This is a genomic window from Variovorax sp. LG9.2, from assembly GCF_035018885.1.
Taxonomy (GTDB): Bacteria; Pseudomonadota; Gammaproteobacteria; order Burkholderiales; family Burkholderiaceae_C; genus Variovorax.
This window is the reverse complement of sequence record NZ_JASJXB010000011.1, coordinates 120,281-137,627: the sequence shown is the minus strand read 5'-3', so window position 1 is coordinate 137,627 and position 17,347 is coordinate 120,281. Positions and strand designations below refer to the sequence as shown.

Here is a 17,347-nt window from a genome sequence, read left to right as displayed (position 1 = left end):
CGACGTGGCGGGGTATTCCCTTAGCGCAGGCCGATCACGCGCCACGCGTAGGTGCACAGCGTGCGCACCATTTCGTCGGTCGACAGGCGCCCGTCGGGCCGGTACCAGGTGTAGCAAAAGCCGGGCAGGCTGCAAGCTGCGAGCGCGGTGATCTTGGCATCGCCGAAATCGAGGTCGCCGTCATTGCGCGCCTCTTCGAGCAGCGGACACATGCGGTCGTAGAAATGGTGCGCCAGCTTGAGCGCTGCGGCCCGGTATTCAGGCCGATAGACCTGTGGCTCGCGGTAGGCGAAGAACGCGCAGGGGTGATGCGCGATGGTCAGGCGGATCAACCGCTCGATGCCTTCCATCACCTTGACCACGGCACGTCGGCGATCGTCCGCGGGGAAGTCCATCGCCGTCAGGCAATCGACGGCCGGGCGCCATGACAGCGTCTCGAAGATCTCCTGCTTGTCGCGAAAGTAGTAGTAGACGAAGGGCTTGGTGACGCCGAGCGCGCGCACGATCTGCGCCATGGTCGTGTTGGCGTAGCCCTGGTCTGCAAAGAGCTGCGCCGCGACCTGGAGGATGCGCTCGCGTTGCTGGTCGGTGCGTTGCGTGGCGGCGCGTTGTCGGCCTGTGGCGGCAAAGGGTTTGCTCTGTGTTGCCGACCCTGTTCCCGAAGTTATACCCATCAGTAGGATTGTTGAAGCACCGTGCGGGCAAGGCAAGCACTCGCCTCTATCGATAACCCTGACAAAGACGCCAAGGGGACTGCAGAAGACACGCGAACGACGGTGCCTGCCCAAAGACAAGGATCGAAGTGTTCAAGAAGGTATTGATTGCCAACCGCGGCGAGATCGCGGTTCGGCTGGTGCGCGCCATGCGCGATGCGGGCATCGCCAGTGTCGCGGTCCATGCGCAGGACGATGCGGCGGCTTTGCACGCGAGGTTGGCCGACACGGCGGTGGCGCTCGATGCGACGGGGCCGGCCGCGTATCTCGACATCGCCTGTTTCGTCGCCGTCGCGCGTGCGCATGGCTGCGACGCGGTGCATCCGGGCTACGGCTTCCTGAGCGAGCGGGCGGACTTCGCAGAGGCCTGCGCGGAAGCCGGCCTGACCTTCATTGGCCCGACGCCTGAGCAGCTCGCGTTGTTCGGCGACAAGGCGCGCGCGCGGGCGCTGGCCATGCGGTGCGATGTGCCGGTGATGCCGGGCAGCGCGGGTGCCGTCACTTTGGCGGAAGCGCGGAGCTTCTTCGCGGAGCAGCAGGCGCTGGGTGCCGCGATCATGCTCAAAGCCATCGGCGGCGGCGGGGGCCGCGGCATGCGCACGGTGTTGAACGCGGACGATCTGCCCGAGGCTTACGCTCGCTGTACGTCGGAAGCCAGAGCGGCTTTCGGCGTCGAGGGTGTGTACGTCGAGCGCCTGATGCGCAACGCGCGCCACATCGAAGTGCAGGTGCTCGGCGACGGTACATCGGTCGCGAGCCTGGGGGAGCGCGAGTGCACTTTGCAGCGGCGCTTCCAGAAGCTGGTCGAGATCGCGCCGAGTCCTTCTTTGCCCGAAGCACTGCGCGAGCAGATCACGCAGGCGGCACTTCGGATGGCGAAGGCAGTGGGCTATCGCAGCCTCGGCACTTTCGAATTCCTGGTCGATACCGAATCGACGACCTTGCCCTTCGTTTTCATCGAGGCCAATCCACGGCTGCAGGTCGAGCACACGGTGACCGAGGCGGTGACCGGGCTCGATCTGGTTCAGCTGCAACTGGATATCGCGAGCGGCGCATCGTTGCACGACCTCGGCATTGCGCCCGATCGGACCGTGCCGCAGCGTGGCTTTGCAGTGCAGTGGCGCATCAATGCCGAGACGCTGGACGCGCAGGGCAATGCACGGCCGTCGGGCGGCACGCTGACGCGCTTCGATCTTCCGTCAGGACCGGGCGTACGCGTGGATACGCACGGCTATGTCGGCCTCGCGCCATCGCCGCACTACGACACGCTGCTCGCCAAGCTGATCGTGCATTCGTCATCGCCAAAATTCGCAGACCTGTTGCGGCGTTCGCTCGGCGCGCTGGACGAATGCCGCATCGATGGGCTTGCCACGAATCTTTCGCTGTTGCGCGCTCTGGCCGCACGGCCAGAGTTCGCGACGCAAGAAGTGCACACGCGTTTCGTCGAAGAACATCTGGTGAAACTGCTGGCCGACGCGTCGCACATCGATCACGCAGTTGCTCTTGTCGAGCCGCCAATAGAGGGCATGGCCACTGCGGCACAGCACGAAAAACGAGACACATCGATGGTGCGCGCACCGATGCCCGCCAAGCTCGTGCAGTTCGACGTGGCCGTGGGCGACGTGGTGCCTCTGGGTGCGCAGCTCGGCGTGCTCGAAGCGATGAAGATGGAGCATCTGCTGCACGCGCCCTTCGCGGGCCGTGTCGTTGCACTGCGTGCGGCGCCGGGAGACTATCTTGTCGAAGGCCAGTCGCTGGTGCAGCTCCAAGCGATGGACGCCGAGGCAGTGCAGACCGTTGCAGGCGCCGCGCAAGACCTCGACACCCTCCGCCCCGATCTGCAAAAGGTGATCGACCGTCACGCGCCGACGCTCGATGCCAATCGCGGCCCGGCAGTCGCAAAGCGGCAAGCGCAGGGCGGTCGCACCGCTCGCGCCAACATCGCGGACCTCTGCGAGACCGTCGAGAATCCGGGCAATTTCATCGAATACGGTGCCCTCGCCATCGCAGCGCAAACACGCCGCCGCACGCTCGAAGACTTGGTCGCCAACACACCGGCCGACGGCATGGTCACCGGCATCGGCAGCGTCAACGCAAAGCAGTTCGGCGCGGAGAAGTCGCGCTGCGCCGTGCTGGCCTACGACTACACCGTTCTGGCCGGCACGCAGGGCATGCGCAACCACCAGAAGACCGATCGCATGCTGTCGATCGCGCACCAGCTCAAGCTGCCGGTAGTGCTGTTCGCCGAAGGCGGCGGCGGCCGGCCAGGCGACACCGACATGCCCATCGTGGCCGGCCTCAACAATCACACCTTCAGCCAGTTCGCGGGCCTGTCGGGCAAGGTGCCTGTCGTCGGCATCGTGCATGGGCGCTGCTTTGCCGGCAACGCTGCCTTGCTCGGTTGTGCCGACGTCATCATCGCAACGAAGGCCAGCAACATCGGCATGAGCGGGCCGGCCATGATCGAAGGCGGTGGCCTCGGCACCTTCTCGCCGGAGCAGATCGGGCCGAGTGGCGTGCAGTCGAAGAACGGCGTGATCGACATCCTGGTCGACGACGAGGCCGCAGCCGTCGCGGCGGCAAAGCAGTACCTCGCGTACTTTCAGGGCACGACCCAAGACTGGCACTGCGCCGACCCGCGCACCTTGCGCCACGTCGTGCCCGAGAACCGCCTGCGCGTGTACGACGTGCGCGCGGCGATGCGCGGCGTGGCCGATACCGGTTCGTTGCTCGAATTGCGCGCCGGCTTCGGTGCCGGCATCGTCACGGGGCTGGCGCGCATCGAGGGTCGGCCCATCGGGCTGATGGCGAACAACCCGCAGCATCTCGGTGGCGCCATCGATGTGGAGGCTGCCGACAAATCGGCGCGCTTCATGCAACTGTGCAACGCGCACGGATTGCCGATCGTCGCGCTTTGCGACACCCCTGGCTTCATGGTCGGACCCGAGATCGAAGCGCAAGCGCAAGTGCGCCATGTGTGCCGCATGTTCATGGTGGCGGCGCACCTGCGCGTGCCGTACTTCGCGGTCGTGCTGCGCAAGGGCTATGGGCTCGGTGCGCAGGCGATGACGGCTGGCGGTTTCGATGCGCCGGTGTTCACCGTGGCGTGGCCGACCGGCGAGTTCGGCGCGATGGGGCTCGAAGGCGCCGTGCGGCTCGGCTTCAGAAAGGAACTCGGCGCGGTGGCCGAAGGCGCGGAGCGCGACGCGTTGTTCAAGCAGTTGGTGGCGCAACAGTACGCGAATGGTGAAGCCATCAACATGGCGCAGACGCTGGAGATCGATGCGGTGATCGACCCGGCCGACACGCGCAGCTGGCTGGTGCGCGGGCTCGAATCGGGATCGCGAGGCGTGCGCGAGGCCACGCCTTACGTCGACACCTGGTAACACCTGCGTATGGCGGCCGATCTCCCGACCCGTCATGCGGTCATGATGGCTCTCCACACTGAGCCACTTTGCCCGCATGAGTTCGATTTCGTTCCTTTTGCCGTCGCGACGACGGCCATGGCAGGCGGCCGTATTCGCGTCCCTCCTCGCGTCCCTCCTCGCGTCCCTCCTCGCCGCAACGGCTGTCTTGCCGTTCGCCGCTGCGCATGCTGCAGACAATGCCCCTCGCTGGACGGCCAGTTGGGCAGTCGCCGCCCGCGACTACAACGAGCCGTCTCCAGTGCCCGGCATCGCGACGCCGCCCGCACTGACGCTGCACGATCAAACGGTCCGTGTGCGTGTCGACCCTGCAGCCGGCGGCACGTCGGTGCGCGTGCGTTTTTCGAATGCGTTCGGCACCGCGCCGCTGCACATCGCGGCTGCGAGTGTGGCCCGCGGCACGGGCGGTGACGCGCTGTCGCCCGGGTCCATTCGGCCGCTGCGTTTCATGGGGCAGCGCGACGCCACCGTCGCACCCGGTGACCAGGTTTGGAGCGATGCAGTGCGCCTCACCGTCACGCCGCGACAGCCGCTTGCGGTCAGTGCATACATCGATGCAGAGACGCGTGCCGCAACGGCGTACACGGGCCCCGCGCCGCTGAGCTGGCTGGTGCCCGGCGACGCGACCGGCACCGCGAAACTGCAGGGCGCGGTCGTGTCGCCCTGGGGTCACTTCGTGACCGGCATCGATGTGGCGCGGGAGCCGACCGGAGCGTCGGCGTCGACACCGCCCGTGGTCGTTGCGATCGGTGACTCGATCACGTATGGCGTGGGCGCTGTCAGCGGCACCGACGGCAGCTACCCAACGCGCCTCGGCCAACGGCTGCGCGCGCAGCCGGGAGGCGTCATCGAGGCCGGCGCTACGACAAGAACCACCAGCGTCGCGAGCGTCATCAACGTCGGCATCGGAGGCAACCGCCTGCTCACCGACGGTAGCGGGCAGAAGGCGCTCGACCGCTTCGATCGCGACGTGCTGTCGCAGAGCGGCGTGACGCACACGATCATCCTGATAGGCACCAACGACATCGGGCTGAGCAGTTTGCCGGGTGCCGCGCCGGTCAGCGTCGACCAGCTCACTGCGGGCCTGCAACGGCTGATGGACGCCGCGCGCACGCAGGGCGTCAAGGTGCTGCTGGGCACCGTCACGCCGTTCAAGGGATCGGGTTACTGGTCGATTGAAAACGAAGCGACCCGGCAGGCGTTGAACCGATGGATTCGAGGTCGCCAAAACATCGCTGGCGTGGTCGATTTCGACGTCGCGCTGCGTGATCGCAAGGACGCGGTGGCAATGAATCCGACGTACGACAGCGGCGACCACTTGCACCCCAGCGATGCCGGCTATGCAGCGATGGCCGAGGCGGTCGACGTGCGCGAACTGCAACCTTGACCGCAAGCTTTACCGCACTGCGAGGCGCGCGTTTTTATGTTCAGAGCAGTTTGAAGACCAACGGCATCAGCAGCGCCGCGAGCACCACTTGCAGGCCGAGCGCCAAGCCCGCATAGGCACCCGCATCTGCGTTGACATGCAGTGCCCGCGCGGCACCGATGCCATGCGCCGCAGTGCCGAGCGCGAAGCCACGCGCGGCCCAGCCGCGTGACGTGGTCGCGATACGCAACGCATCGAAGAGGTACTTGCCCGAAAGCGCGCCGATCATCCCGGTCAGCACCGCGAACACCGCCGACAACGCCGGGATGCCGCCGATCTTTTCCGCGATGCCCATCGCGACCGGCGCAGTGACCGACTTGGGTGCAAGCGATAGCACCACGTCGTGCGGCAGCCCTACCGCCCAGCCCATCAGCAGCGCGGACCCGCTGGCCGCGGCGCCACCGAGCAAGGCAGCCAGCAACAGTCGCCCATAGCGCTCGCGCAATTCGGCGCGACGCAACCACAACGGCCAGGCGAGCGCGACGACGGCAGGTCCGAGCAGGAAGTGAATGAACTGCGCACCTGCGAAGTAGGTCGGGTAGTCGATGCCGGTCGCAAGCAACCCGCAGGCGATCACCACCACCGACCACAGCACCGGGTTGGCCCACGGCACGTTGTCCAGTCGGCTGTACGCGGCTTGTGCCAGCAGATAGACCACGAGCGTGGCCGTGAGCCCGAACAGCGGCGTGGCGGAGAGATAGATCCAGAGTTCGACGAAGCGCGGCATGTCAGCTCTCCGTGACTTTGAGCGCGTCGTCGTCGACAGTCTGACGCCGGTCGGGCCAGTACAAGACCAGCGCCGTCACCGCGAGGCCGATCCAGGTCGACACTGCGATGACCACCAGCATGCGGCCGCCGTACTGGCTCAACAACGACAGGTGCGTCATCACGCCGACACCCACCGGCACGAACAGCAGCGAAAGATGCGACAGCAAGAAGTTGGCGCACTCGCCGACCGATTCGCGCACCAGCGGAAACCGCAACGCGATCAACAGCAGGATGAGGCCGAGGACCGGCCCCGGCAGCGGCAACGACAAGCCGCGCGACACCGCCTCGCCGATCGACTGGAACACCAGCAACCACGCCAGTCCGCGCAAGCCTTGCATCCGACCGCCCTCAGAAGCGCGGAAGGTCGGCGAAAGGCAGTGTCTTGCCAGCGCGGAACACCTGTTTGCCGTACTCCGCGCAGCGCTGCAGGGTTGGAATCACCTTGCCGGGGTTGAGTAAGCCGGCCGGATCGAACGCACGCTTGACACCGAACATCATCTCGTTTTCAGCCGCGGTGAACTGCACGCACATGCTGTTGAGCTTTTCGACGCCCACGCCGTGCTCGCCCGACACGGTGCCGCCCATCGCGACGCTCGTCTCCAGGATGTCGGCACCGAACAGTTCGCAGCGGTGCAGCTCGTCCGGGTCGTTGGCATCGAACAGCACCAGCGGGTGCAGGTTGCCGTCACCCGCATGGAACACGTTGCAGCAGCGCAGGTTGTACTTGATTTCCATCTGCTGAATGGCCAGCAGGATGTCGGCCAGCCGCTTGCGTGGAATGGTCGAATCCAGGCACATGTAGTCGGGGCTGATGCGGCCCGATGCCGGAAAAGCGTTTTTGCGGCCGCTCCAAAATTTAAGGCGCTCGTCTTCGTTGGCGCTGACTGAAATGGCGGTGGCGCCGCAACTGCGCAGCACTGCCGTCATGCGGCCGATTTCTTCTTCGACTTCTTCGGGCGTACCGTCGGATTCGCACAGCAGGATGGCGGCGGCGTCGAGGTCGTAGCCGGCGTGCACGAAGCCTTCGACCGCGGCGGTCATGGGCTTGTCCATCATCTCCAGCCCGGCCGGGATGATGCCGGCTGCAATGACGGAAGCCACCGCGTCGCCGGCTTTGCGCAACTCAGCGAAGCTCGCCATGATGCAGCGCGCCAGTTGCGGCTTGGGCACCAGCTTGACGGTGACTTCAGTGGTGACGGCCAGCATGCCTTCGCTGCCGATGACCAGTGCGAGCAGATCGAGCCCCGGGCTGTCGAGCGCCTCGCCGCCGAACTCGATGGCCTCGCCCTCGCAGGTGAAGCCGCGCACGCGCATTACGTTGTGCAGTGTCAGCCCGTACTTCAGGCAGTGCACGCCGCCCGAGTTTTCGGCCACGTTGCCGCCGATGGTGCAGGCTATCTGGCTGGACGGATCCGGTGCGTAGTAGAGGTTGAATGGCGCCGCCGCCTCGCTGATGGCCAGGTTTCGAACGCCGCATTGCACGACGGCGGTGCGGCTCACCGGATCGATTTTCACGATGCGGTTGAACTTGGCGAGCGACAGGGTGACGCCCATGGTGTCGGGCATGGCGCCACCCGAAAGGCCGGTACCGGCACCGCGTGCGACCACCGGCACGCCGAGCGCATGGCAGGTCTTGAGCAATGCCGCCACCTGCGCCTCGGTTTCCGGCAATGCGACCACCAGCGGACGCGCCCGGTACGCCGTGAGGCCGTCGCATTCATACGGCGTGGTGTCTTCGTCGTGCCAGATCAGCGCATGCGATGGCAGGTGCGCCTGCAGCGCGCGCACCACCTGCGATTGGCGCTCGGATTTCTGAAGCAGATCGTGCTGCGTGGGCGTGACGGGAGCGTTCATTCCGCCACTCTACGTCACGATGCCGAGCTCTGCTACTTGAAGACTACTGTCCGGTGTCCGTTGAGCAGCACGCGATGTTCGCTGTGCCATTTGACGGCGCGCGCCAGCACCTGGCTTTCGGTATCCCGGCCGCGTGCCGTCAACGCTTCGACCGTGTCGGTATGGTCGGCGCGGGTCACGTCCTGCTCGATGATGGGGCCTTCGTCGAGGTCGGCGGTCACGTAGTGGGCGGTCGCACCGATGAGCTTCACGCCGCGGTCGTGCGCCTGGTAGTACGGCTTGGCGCCCTTGAAGCTCGGCAGGAACGAATGGTGGATGTTGATGGCGCGGCCCGACAGCTTTTTGCACAGATCGTTGCTCAAAATCTGCATGTAGCGCGCCAGCACCACCAGTTCGGAGCCCTCGGCCTCGATGATTTCCATCTGCCTGGCCTCGGCCTGCGCCTTGGTCGTCGCCGTCATCGGGATGTGATGAAAGGGCACGTTGTAGCTGGCGGCCAGTTGATAGAAATCGCGGTGGTTCGAGACGATGGCGCGGACGTCGATGGCGAGCAGGCCGCTCTTCCAGCGAAACAGCAGGTCGTTAAGGCAGTGGCCGTCCTTGCTCACCAAAATGACCGTCTTCATCGGTTCGGCGGCGGCGTGCAATTGCCAGTGCATGCCGAACCCTCCGGCAAAGGTGATGAGTTGCTCGCGCAGCGCCGCTTCAGGGTGATCGCTGCAGGCGAATCGAACCCGCATGAAAAAGAGGCCGGTGGTCGGGTCGTTGAATTGCGCCGCCTCTTCGATGTTGCCGCCGCGCTCGAGCAAAAAGCCTGAAACGGCATGCACGATGCCGGTGCGGTCGGGACAGGAGAGGGTGAGGATGTAGGCGGGCATGGTCATCAGGGGCGTGATTGTCGCAAAATGATTTCCCTGCGCCGCGGGTCTGCCCGGCGGCCTTATTCACCACGCGTCAACATCGGGAGCGTTTCATGGCCTACAGCGACTTCAACATGGACAACCAGTGGTTGCCCTTCACGCCCAACCGTCACTTCAAGAAAGACCCGCGCGTGTTCGTCGCGGCCGACGGCATGGAGTTCACCACGCACGACGGCAAGAAAGTCATCGACGGCATCTCGTCGCTTTGGTGCGTCGGCGCGGGCCACAACCGCAAACCGATCAACGAAGCCATCAAGAAGCAACTCGACACGCTCGACTACGCCACGGCTTTTCAAGTGAGCAACGACAAGGCGTTCAAGGCCGCAGAAATGATCGCTGCGATGGCGCCCGGCGACCTGAACCGCGTGCTGTTCTGCAACTCGGGCAGCGAAGCGGCAGACACCTCGATGAAGGTTGCGCTGGCCTACCATCGCGCGCGCGGCGAAGGCCATCGCAACGTATTCATCGGCCGCGAGAAGGGCTACCACGGCGTTGGTTTCGGCGGCATGTCGGTGGGCGGCATTCCGGGCAATCGCAAGGTGTTCGGCTCGGCGTTTTTGCCACGCGTCGACCACATGCGCTTTATCCATGATCCGGTGAATCACGCCTACATCCATAACGAGGAACCGGTGTGGAACGAAGATCCGCTGGTCGAGCTCGAGTCGCGCATCCTGCCGCTGCACGATCCGAGCAACGTGGCTGCGATCATCGTGGAGCCGGTGGCGGGTTCGGCGGGCTGGTACCTGCCACCCAAGGGCTACCTGCAAAAGCTGCGCGCCATTTGCGACAAGCACGGCATCCTGCTGATCTTCGACGAGGTCATCACCGGTTTCGGCCGCATGGGCACCAACTTCGCAGCGGACTATTACGGCGTGGTGCCCGACATGCTCAACTTCGCCAAGTGCGTGACCAACGGCGTCATTCCCCTTGGCGGCGTGATCTGCCGCGACAAGCTCTACGACGCTTTGATGAAGACCGACGCGCCGGAGCACGTGGTCGAGTTTTTCCATGGCTACACGTACTCCGGGCACCCGGTGTCGTGCGCGGCAGCCATCGCCACGCTCGAGCTGTTCCAGAAAGAGCAGCTCTTTTCGCGCGCCGCCGAAATGGGCCCGGTGCTGGGCGACGCGTTCCACAGCGCCTTCAGAGGCCTGCCGAACGTCATCGGCATTCGCAGCCTGGGCCTGGCCGCCGCCGTCGAGCTGGCGCCCATCGCCGGCCTGCCGGGCAAGCGCGCCTACGACGTCTTTCTCGATTGCTTCCACAAGGGATCGCTGGTCCGGGCCGCGGGCGATGTGCTGGTGATCGCGCCGCCTTACATCGTCGAGAAATCGCACATCGACACGCTGGTCAACACGCTGGCGGATTCGATCAAGAAGTTCGCCTGAGAAGAAGCTGGCGCGGCCAATGCGCCGGCACCGGCTTCCGTCAGCCCTTGCGCAAGGAGGCGCAGTAGTCCTTGTCGGGCAGCGCCGGGGTCATCCAGATCGCGTCGTACCCCTTGGCTTTTCCTGCGCCGCCGGCCTGCAACTGGATCGATCTGATCGATAGATCGGTCGGCAGATGCTGCGCCACGCCGATCGTCTTGGTCGCATGGCCGGCGCCGCTGATGAGCAGCACGGTCTTGCCGGGTTGTCGCACCTTGACGATGGCCTGCGCCATGGCGCGGTCGCGTGCGATCTGCACGCGGGTCATCGGGCCGATTTGCGATTCCGGCAACAGGTCGCAGTGGCCGGCGCGGACGGCCGCTTGCTGCGTTTCGCGGCCGCTGTCCGAGAGCTGCGCGTCGAGTGACACATCGGCCATCGCGGCCTTGATGCGAGCCAGCGGCAGGTTGGCGCCGACCACCGGCACGCCGGCGCGCACTGCCACCATGATGGCCGGGCCGTAGTCGTCCCAGCCCCAGGCCTTGTCGTTCCATTTCAAGGCGTCCTGAACCTGGGCTTCGGTCGCGCCGGCGGGGAGCTTGGCCGTGCCGGTACCTACTTCCGCCATCTCGATAGCGAGCGCGGCCAGCTTGCCCTGCGTCACCAGCGCTTCCACCGCCTCGCGTTCGATGCGGTGATGGTCGGCCGCGTCGTGCTGCTCCCCCAGCAGGATGACGTCGGCAGGCATCAAAGCGTCGATGCGGCGTGCGACGGGGACGTCGGCAGCGACGGTACTGGGGGCGCCGGGGAGCATCGAGCAGCCGGCAAGCCACAAGGCGGCGCCTAACGAGACAACCAAAAGACGAGATGAAGTCCGCAACGAGGCCAGCCATCGAAACCGCAGTGCGGACAAACGAGCCGAAGAATTGAGCGAAGGCATCTGCGAATACTAGCGAGGAGCGAGGAAAGGAGCGCGCGGCCCAATCCATCCTGCCTCAGGCGCCGAATCGACGATGCTCAATGAACGAGCACCGGGTTCTGCGCCAGCTCCGCATAGCCCTCGAGCGTGTCTTCGACTTCTTCCTGCGTTGGTGTGTTGATCTGCCAGGCAGTGATCTGTTGCTGGAACAGTTCGGCCCACGAGCCGTCGAGGTAGACCTCTTTGCCCGAGCGCTTGTCGACGATCTCGAAACCGTGGCGCGCCAGCACGGGCAGGTGCGGCGCCAGCGGCTTGTCGCCCTCTGTGGGCTGCACGTGCACGACCGCGTACGCGTCGGAGTCGTACAGCATGTGCGTGGCGGAACTGGAGAGGATGTCGAGAGCGTTCATGGGAGTTAGATAGCAATCAACGCGCCAGTTTCAAGAATGGATCGCACAAACAGGCTTTTCTAGCGATTTTCCGGCGCGCAGACTTACACCGGCTGGTCTTCAATCTGCGCTCAACCTGGCGGCTTCATCGCAAGTTGTTCGCGCAGCTGCATGTCGGCGAAGTCGCCGTTGGGCTGGGTTTGCTTGATGCGGACGGGCAGGTAGCCGAGGTCCGGCGCCAGCCACAGCTCGATCCGGTCGTCGAATTCGCGACGCGGGCTGCGCGTCAATTTGCGCACCGTGAAATCGCCGGCCGGCAGGCTCAACTTCTCTTCGCCCTCGACATTGAAGGTCCAGATCTCGGCATCGCGCGAGCTGATCGTCTGGACCGAAATGGCGCTGCCGGCCGGATAGCGCGCCGGATCGCCGGCCAGCATCGCACCGAGCTGCAGCACCACGCTCAGTCGGTCTTGCGCGCCGGCCAGCAAAGGCACGCTGGGTGCGTTGTTGCTGAAGACCACCTTGCCTTGGTCGCGCACGAAATGGGATGCGACCTCGGTTTTGCGATTGTCCGAAAAGCGCTGTGGCTCGATGCCGGTCGGTCCGATCACGCCGCTGCTGTGCTGGGTGCGCAGCGTGCGGAACAAAAAAGTGAGCGCCAGGCGCGCGTCGTAGGCGTTGCCGTCCTGCAGCCAGTCGAGCCGCCCAAAAACCCCCTGCATCGGCGACGTGCCTTGCTGGCCGGTCACGGCGAAGGCGAGTTGCACGGAACCGGGCACGCGCAAGGCCGTCGGGCCGGTCATGGCGCCTTGCGGGCTCGTGCCGCTGCCGGCGTTGCCTGCGGAGGCTGCGCCCCCTGAGCCGCCAGGAGCACTGGCGGCGGCTTCAGGTGCTGTTGCAGCCGTGGTGTCGGCGGGCGTCGGTTCGACGGCCGGCGCCTTGGCCGCTGGCTCGATCACGGGTTCGACGGCAGGCTGCGGCACGATCTCTACTGGCGGTGGTGGTGGCCGCGGCGTTTCGACAGGTGCGCGGGGCTTGGGCGGCGTGATCGTCCGCGCGGCGCGTGGGCGTATCGGTTTTGGCGCAGACGCTGCTGCGGGCGTGGCAGCTTTCGCGGGCGTGGCAGCAGAACCAGCAGTGGGCTCCGCACTCGGCGGCGGCGCGATCACGATCGTCCGCGTGCTGAACTTGCCGGCCAGCGGTGCCGGCTGTGGACCGACGGCCATCGGCGTCAGTCCGAGCAGCGCGAGGTGGACCAGGGCGACCGCCAGCGTCACCGTCACCAGCGCGCGCCAGGGCGGCCGCGGCAGGTCGGGCAAGGGAGGAGCGGTCAACGATGACGACATGACGAATGGAGTGGGGCGCAAGGCAGCAGGTTCACCTTGTGTCATGAGCTCACTCGGTAAACTGCCGCCGCCAAGACAGTTTCTCCAGTTTCCCAGATTAGCAAGCCGCCACCATCATGAAACTCGCCACCCTGAAGGACGGCTCCCGCGACGGGCAGTTGGTCGTCGTGTCCCGTGACCTCACGCTCGCCCACTACGCCACCGGCGTCGCCAGCCGGCTGCAGCAGGTGCTCGACGACTGGGGCTTCATGAGCCCGCAGCTGCAGGACCTGTACGACGCGCTCAACCAAGGCCGCGCACGCCATGCGTTTCCGTTTGACGCCGCGCAGTGCATGGCGCCGTTGCCGCGGGCCTACCAATGGGCCGATGGCTCTGCCTACCTCAACCACGTCGAACTGGTGCGCCAGGCCCGCAACGCCGAGGTGCCAGAAAGCTTCTACGCCGACCCGTTGATGTACCAGGGCGGCAGCGACGATTTCCTCGGCCCGATGGACGAGGTGCCGGTCCCGAGCGAATCGATGGGCATCGACTTCGAAGCCGAGATCGCGGTCGTCACCGGCGACGTGAAGATGGGCGCGAGTCCCGAGCAGGCGCTCGAAGGCATTCGCCTCGTGATGCTGACCAACGATGTCAGCCTGCGCAACCTGATTCCTGCCGAACTCGCCAAGGGCTTCGGCTTTTTCCAGAGCAAGCCGGCTACCGCATTCAGCCCTGTGGCAGTCACGCTCGACGAGATCGGCATTGCCTGGCAAGACGGCCGCGTGCACCTCCGGCTGGAGAGCACCTGGAACGGCCGCAAGGTCGGCCTGTGCGACGCCGGACCGGAGATGACCTTTCACTTCGGCCAACTGATCGCGCATATCGCGAAGACACGCAACGTGCGCGCCGGCAGCATCGTCGGCAGCGGCACGGTGAGCAACAAGGGCGTCGAAAAAGACGGCCGCATGGACTGGCCGAAGGGCTATTCGTGCATTGCAGAAAAGCGCTGCATCGAGACCATTCAAGACGGCGCGCCCGCGACCGAGTTCATGAAGTTCGGCGACACCATCAAGATCGAGATGAAGGGGCTGGACGGCAAGTCGCTGTTCGGCGCGATCGATCAGGAGATCGTGATGGCGGGGGAGGCGGCTTTGGTCAATGTGGCCAGAACCAGGCGCGGGGCGAAGTCGTTGGCGGACGCGGAGGAGGCGGCTGCGGGTTTGGACGCCGAAGAAAACAAGGACTCGTGAACAACTGGTGAGTGCGACCTGTTGCCCAGGGTGGCAACTCGATTTCCGCCCTTATCATCCGCGGCCTGCTGCGCACGGGGCATCCGACCCTGAGCAGCTTTCGTGCGATGGCAGCCGTCATGCGGCTCCACGCAAATCAAAAAAGATCAGGGAGTTTTTTCAATGCGTACGTTTACCTTGGCCGCCATCGTCGCGGCCACCACCCTTGTTGTCGGCTGCGAGACCATGAAGACGATGGACACAGCCAAGCTGACCGATGCCGGCAGTACGGCTTACAAGGCCATGTCGTTGAGCGATGGCGATATCGCTTCGATGTCGGACCAGTCGTGCGCCGCCATGGACCAGAAGAGCCAGATCGCCGCGCCCTCCAGCAAGTACGCGGTGCGCCTCGCACAGGTGGTGCGCGGCATGCCCACCAGCGTCAACGGCAAGACCGCCAACTACAAGGTCTACACAACCCCGAGCGTCAATGCCTGGGCCATGGCCAACGGCTGCATCCGCGTCTACAGCGGCCTGATGGACCTGATGAACGACGACGAGTTGCGCGGTGTGATCGGCCATGAAATCGGTCACGTGGCCTTGGGCCATTCGAAGGCGCGCATGCAGACCGCCTATGCCGCTTCTGCAGTCCGTGGACTGGCGGCGTCAGCCGGTGGTGTGGCAGCGGCGCTGTCGCAATCGCAGGCCGGCGACCTGGGCGAAAAGTTCATCAACGCGCAGTTTTCGCAGTCGCAGGAAAGCGCTGCCGACAACTACTCTTTCGATTTGCTGACGTCCAGCAAGCTCGAGCGCAAGGGGCTGGTTACGAGCTTTCAGAAGCTCGCGAAGTTGAGCGGTACGGCCAGCACCGGCAGCTCGATGATGAGTTCGCATCCGCCTTCGGCCGATCGCGCAGCGGCAATGCAAAAGCGGCTGGACAGCGGCAAGTAAGTTCGAGACAGCCGCAGGCGTAGCTACTTTGCGAACGCCTTGCGCGACCCGTCTTCGAAGACTTCGTCGTCGCGCTGCAGCTTGCCGTTCTCGTCAAACGCACGTTCCCGCGTGACGCGGCCCTTGTCGTCGTAGACCGATTCGGCGACCAGCACGCCCTTGTCGTCGAAGCTCTGGTGCGTGCCGATCGGCATCTGCCGCGACGAGCGGCCGGCCGCAAGGTAGCGTCCTTGCATAGATCGCTGTCCGTTGTCATGGAATTGCGCCATGTCGACAGTGCGTGCGTCGCCCGTCCCCGCGTAGACCGACTTGCTGCGCGGCTGCCCATTCAGATAGAAGCTGTCGTCGATCAACGGTTCTGCGGCAGCAGTCCAACGCTGGTCGCGCACCAGCGAGCCTTGCTCCGAGAACTCTTGCTCGCGCTGCTTGACGGCGCCGCGTTCGACCAGCAACCAGAGTACCTCGCGCCGCTTCACACCTTCGGAGGAAAAGCGTCGCTCGGTGCGTTGGTTGCCCACGATCTCATCTTGCGTCTGGGGTTTGCCGTTGTCGTACAGGTTTTCGTTGCGCACGCGCTTGCCCGCGGCATAAGAGACGCGCATGCGCAGAGTGCCTTTGCCATCGAACAACTCGACCTGCGACGGTGTACCGGCCGAAGCAAAGCCGCACAACTTGCTGTCGTCGATGACCGGTGCCAGCACGGGTTTGTCGGCGCAACGCAGCGCCGACAACTGGCCGCGCTCCGTGTATTCGACATACGCACGTTCGCCGCTGCTGCCGGCCTCGGAGGACGCAAAACTCAGTCGCCGCAATTGCCCACTGGGATAGATGCCGCGCACCAGCCCGACTTCGCTCCCATCGCTGTACAACGCGTCGCGCAGCACCTGGCCGGTGGCGGGGACGAACTCCCTCGCGCGGCCGTCCATGTTGCCCTTGGCGTTGACGCTGTGCTCTTTCAACAGCTTGCCTTTTTCGTAGTAGCGCACGAGGCCCATGAAGACGCCGTTCTGCAACTGCTGCTCGCGTTGCACTTCGCCGCTGTCGCGGTCCTTGCAGCGGATGAGGCCGGTCTTTCCAGCCGTGGTGTTGCCGTTGGACGTGTTGATGGGTGCGCCGTCGAGCTCGCAGTCCTGTATGGCGTGTGCGGCGCCAGCGGCACCCACAAGCCACGCGCCGATGAAAGCCAGCCGCTGCGCACGCCCGAACACCTGCCGCCTCACTTGTCGTAGACCGTAGCGAGCGAGCGAAAGCCCTTGACCTCGATCGGATTGCCGAACGGATCGCAGAAGAACATGGTCCATTGCTCGCCTGGCTGGCCTTCGAAGCGAACCTGCGGCTCCAGCACGAAGTCGGCGTGCGCCGCTTCGAGCCGCGCCGCCATCGCCTTCCAGTCGGGCAGTTCGAGCGCCAGGCCGAAGTGCGGCATCGGCACCATCGCGTCGCCGACGCGGCCGGTGTTGGTGGTGGCGAAAGGCTCACCCAGATGCAATGAAATCTGGTGGCCGAAGAAGTCGAAATCGACCCATGTGTCGGTGCTGCGGCCTTCGGTGCAGCCGAGCACGCCGCCATAGAAGCGACGGGCGACATCGAGGTCGCGCACATGAAAGGCCAGATGAAAAATGGTGTGCATGAGAGGTCTCGGTCGCTGGGAAGCGGAGTGTGCCTCAAGCCATAATCGCAACCGATGTTCACCTCGCGCCGCCCTCGCTTCCACGTGCAGTTTCTTGCGCGCCTGGTGCTGGCGTGGTTTGCGCTGTCGCTCGGCGTGGCCATCGCGTCACCCGTCGTCAACCCGCAGGCGATGGAACTGGTGTGTTCGAGCGCCGGCGCGTTCAAGGTCGTGGTGCAAACCGACGATGGCGCGCAAGACCTGGGCAGCATGCACATGGATTGCCCGCTGTGCATGCTCGCTGGTGCGCCGCCGCCTTTGCCGGTGGTCGCAGCCATCGTGCTTGCGTTGCCGCTCGGCCGGGCAGTGCAATCGATTCCGGCCGCGCGCATCGCCGCGGCCACTGCCGCGCCGCCACCGGCGCGCGCGCCGCCCGCTTTCTCCTGATCCTC

16 protein-coding genes are annotated in these 17,347 nt (G+C 65.2%); 6 read left to right on the top strand and 10 right to left on the bottom strand.

The window, feature by feature from the left end:
* Positions 1-20: 20 nt before the first annotated feature.
* A complete protein-coding gene (locus QN413_RS13845; protein ID WP_323497173.1) occupies positions 21-674 on the bottom strand; it encodes a TetR/AcrR family transcriptional regulator in 654 nt (217 codons plus the stop codon).
* 128 nt (positions 675-802) lie between these two features.
* Between QN413_RS13845 and QN413_RS13840 the strand changes: the two genes are divergently transcribed.
* Together QN413_RS13840 and QN413_RS13835 are read left to right on the top strand one after the other, a co-directional pair.
* Complete coding sequence (locus QN413_RS13840) at positions 803-4,099, top strand: carboxyl transferase domain-containing protein (RefSeq protein WP_323497172.1); 3,297 nt, start codon at positions 803-805, stop codon at positions 4,097-4,099.
* A gap of 187 nt (positions 4,100-4,286) precedes the next feature.
* Positions 4,287-5,525: an SGNH/GDSL hydrolase family protein gene (locus QN413_RS13835; RefSeq protein WP_323497171.1), complete on the top strand. Its 1,239-nt coding sequence runs from the start codon at positions 4,287-4,289 to the stop codon at positions 5,523-5,525.
* A gap of 40 nt (positions 5,526-5,565) precedes the next feature.
* Here the strand turns inward: QN413_RS13835 and QN413_RS13830 are convergent, their stop codons facing one another.
* The 4 genes from QN413_RS13830 to purU are packed head-to-tail and all read right to left on the bottom strand — an operon-like array spanning position 5,566 to position 9,070.
* On the bottom strand, positions 5,566-6,291 hold the full coding sequence (locus QN413_RS13830; RefSeq protein WP_323497170.1) for an LrgB family protein: 726 nt from the start codon (positions 6,289-6,291) through the stop codon (positions 5,566-5,568).
* Position 6,292: 1 nt separating this feature from the next.
* Positions 6,293-6,670, bottom strand: coding sequence for a CidA/LrgA family protein (locus QN413_RS13825; RefSeq protein ID WP_323497169.1), 378 nt, complete (start codon positions 6,668-6,670; stop codon positions 6,293-6,295).
* A 10-nt stretch (positions 6,671-6,680) separates the two neighbouring features.
* Entirely contained in the window at positions 6,681-8,186 is a 1,506-nt protein-coding gene (locus QN413_RS13820; RefSeq protein ID WP_323497168.1) for an FAD-linked oxidase C-terminal domain-containing protein, read from the bottom strand.
* A 32-nt stretch (positions 8,187-8,218) separates the two neighbouring features.
* Positions 8,219-9,070 (bottom strand): formyltetrahydrofolate deformylase, encoded by an 852-nt coding sequence (purU, locus tag QN413_RS13815; protein WP_323497167.1) that lies wholly within the window; start codon positions 9,068-9,070, stop codon positions 8,219-8,221.
* An 89-nt stretch (positions 9,071-9,159) separates the two neighbouring features.
* Between purU and QN413_RS13810 the strand changes: the two genes are divergently transcribed.
* Entirely contained in the window at positions 9,160-10,494 is a 1,335-nt protein-coding gene (locus QN413_RS13810) for an aminotransferase class III-fold pyridoxal phosphate-dependent enzyme (protein WP_187054076.1), read from the top strand.
* A 40-nt stretch (positions 10,495-10,534) separates the two neighbouring features.
* On the opposite strand, the gene QN413_RS13805 is transcribed toward QN413_RS13810, so the two are convergent.
* The 3 genes from QN413_RS13805 to QN413_RS13795 all read right to left on the bottom strand — a co-directional run bounded on the left by QN413_RS13805 (position 10,535) and on the right by QN413_RS13795 (position 13,172).
* Positions 10,535-11,287 (bottom strand): ChaN family lipoprotein, encoded by a 753-nt coding sequence (locus QN413_RS13805; RefSeq protein ID WP_323497166.1) that lies wholly within the window; start codon positions 11,285-11,287, stop codon positions 10,535-10,537.
* A 203-nt stretch (positions 11,288-11,490) separates the two neighbouring features.
* Positions 11,491-11,802, bottom strand: a complete 312-nt coding sequence (locus QN413_RS13800; protein ID WP_323497165.1) for a DUF3567 domain-containing protein — start codon at positions 11,800-11,802, stop codon at positions 11,491-11,493.
* 110 nt (positions 11,803-11,912) lie between these two features.
* Positions 11,913-13,172 carry a DUF3108 domain-containing protein gene (locus tag QN413_RS13795; RefSeq protein WP_323497164.1) on the bottom strand — a complete coding sequence of 420 codons (1,260 nt, stop codon included), beginning with the start codon at positions 13,170-13,172 and terminating at the stop codon, positions 11,913-11,915.
* A 71-nt stretch (positions 13,173-13,243) separates the two neighbouring features.
* Between QN413_RS13795 and QN413_RS13790 the strand changes: the two genes are divergently transcribed.
* Positions 13,244-14,356, top strand: coding sequence for a fumarylacetoacetate hydrolase family protein (locus QN413_RS13790; protein WP_323497163.1), 1,113 nt, complete (start codon positions 13,244-13,246; stop codon positions 14,354-14,356).
* 162 nt (positions 14,357-14,518) lie between these two features.
* Complete coding sequence (locus QN413_RS13785) at positions 14,519-15,286, top strand: M48 family metalloprotease (RefSeq protein WP_187054078.1); 768 nt, start codon at positions 14,519-14,521, stop codon at positions 15,284-15,286.
* Positions 15,287-15,309: 23 nt separating this feature from the next.
* On the opposite strand, the gene QN413_RS13780 is transcribed toward QN413_RS13785, so the two are convergent.
* Both QN413_RS13780 and QN413_RS13775 read right to left on the bottom strand, forming a co-directional pair.
* On the bottom strand, positions 15,310-16,494 hold the full coding sequence (locus tag QN413_RS13780; RefSeq protein ID WP_323497162.1) for a hypothetical protein: 1,185 nt from the start codon (positions 16,492-16,494) through the stop codon (positions 15,310-15,312).
* An 8-nt stretch (positions 16,495-16,502) separates the two neighbouring features.
* Positions 16,503-16,916, bottom strand: coding sequence for a VOC family protein (locus QN413_RS13775; RefSeq protein ID WP_323497161.1), 414 nt, complete (start codon positions 16,914-16,916; stop codon positions 16,503-16,505).
* A 54-nt stretch (positions 16,917-16,970) separates the two neighbouring features.
* On the opposite strand from QN413_RS13775, the gene QN413_RS13770 reads away from it, so the two are divergent.
* A complete protein-coding gene (locus QN413_RS13770; RefSeq protein ID WP_323497160.1) occupies positions 16,971-17,342 on the top strand; it encodes a DUF2946 family protein in 372 nt (123 codons plus the stop codon).
* Positions 17,343-17,347 lie beyond the last annotated feature (5 nt).

Coding starts and splice junctions, on each gene's coding strand:
- QN413_RS13845 (WP_323497173.1), bottom strand. CDS start 674: ATGGGTATAACTTCGGGAACAGGGTCGGCAACACAGAGCAAACCCTTT.
- QN413_RS13830 (WP_323497170.1), bottom strand. CDS start 6,291: ATGCCGCGCTTCGTCGAACTCTGGATCTATCTCTCCGCCACGCCGCTG.
- QN413_RS13825 (WP_323497169.1), bottom strand. CDS start 6,670: ATGCAAGGCTTGCGCGGACTGGCGTGGTTGCTGGTGTTCCAGTCGATC.
- QN413_RS13820 (WP_323497168.1), bottom strand. CDS start 8,186: ATGAACGCTCCCGTCACGCCCACGCAGCACGATCTGCTTCAGAAATCC.
- purU (WP_323497167.1), bottom strand. CDS start 9,070: ATGACCATGCCCGCCTACATCCTCACCCTCTCCTGTCCCGACCGCACC.
- QN413_RS13810 (WP_187054076.1), top strand. CDS start 9,160: ATGGCCTACAGCGACTTCAACATGGACAACCAGTGGTTGCCCTTCACG.
- QN413_RS13805 (WP_323497166.1), bottom strand. CDS start 11,287: ATGCTCCCCGGCGCCCCCAGTACCGTCGCTGCCGACGTCCCCGTCGCA.
- QN413_RS13800 (WP_323497165.1), bottom strand. CDS start 11,802: ATGAACGCTCTCGACATCCTCTCCAGTTCCGCCACGCACATGCTGTAC.
- QN413_RS13795 (WP_323497164.1), bottom strand. CDS start 13,172: ATGACACAAGGTGAACCTGCTGCCTTGCGCCCCACTCCATTCGTCATG.
- QN413_RS13790 (WP_323497163.1), top strand. CDS start 13,244: ATGAAACTCGCCACCCTGAAGGACGGCTCCCGCGACGGGCAGTTGGTC.
- QN413_RS13785 (WP_187054078.1), top strand. CDS start 14,519: ATGCGTACGTTTACCTTGGCCGCCATCGTCGCGGCCACCACCCTTGTT.
- QN413_RS13775 (WP_323497161.1), bottom strand. CDS start 16,916: ATGCACACCATTTTTCATCTGGCCTTTCATGTGCGCGACCTCGATGTC.
- QN413_RS13770 (WP_323497160.1), top strand. CDS start 16,971: ATGTTCACCTCGCGCCGCCCTCGCTTCCACGTGCAGTTTCTTGCGCGC.